This is a genomic window from Acinetobacter sp. YT-02, assembly GCF_002412355.1.
GTDB lineage: Bacteria > Pseudomonadota > Gammaproteobacteria > Pseudomonadales > Moraxellaceae > Acinetobacter > Acinetobacter towneri.
This window is the reverse complement of the sequence record NZ_NOZT01000105.1, coordinates 1-600: the sequence shown is the minus strand read 5'-3', so window position 1 is coordinate 600 and position 600 is coordinate 1. Positions and strand designations below refer to the sequence as shown.

Sequence of the window (600 nt, the reverse complement as noted above, 5' to 3'; positions counted from 1 at the left end):
GGAGCAAGCAGTGACAATCCAAATACTTCATCAACAAGGTAAATCTATTAAAGCCATTAGTCGTGAACTGGGGGTGTCCCGAAATACCGTACGTAAATATTTACGGCAGAAGGAAACACCTCAGTATCGGCGTACACAACCTAGAACAAGTATTCTTGATCCATATAAACCCTATTTACTCAAACGTGTAAACGCAGCTCATCCTGAATGGATTCCTGCTGTTGTGCTCTACCAGGAAATTTTAAGGTTGGGATATCCAGGAAAGATCAGGATCTTGAGGGAATATCTTGCAACATTAAAATCAGTTGCTAAACCGGAACCGATCATTCGTTTTGAAACCCAACCTGGCCAACAAATGCAGGTAGATTTCACCACGATTCGACGCAACAACTCGACTTTAAAAGCCTTTGTCGCAACATTAGGGTATTCCAGAGCGACTTTCGTGAAATTTTATGATCATGAACGTACCGATGCATGGATCGATGGTCTGCAAAATGCATTTCAGTTCTTTGCAGGAGTACCTCAGGAAATCCTGTTTGATAACGCTAAAACGATCATGATTGAACGGGATGCCTATCAGGAGGGGCAGCATAAATGGAA

1 protein-coding gene is annotated in these 600 nt (G+C 42.3%); it reads left to right on the top strand.

The genetic code is table 11. From position 1 onward, the window contains the following. Positions 1–600 (top strand): IS21 family transposase (gene istA / locus CF596_RS14535; RefSeq protein ID WP_143228721.1); only part of this gene is annotated, 600 nt, incomplete at both ends.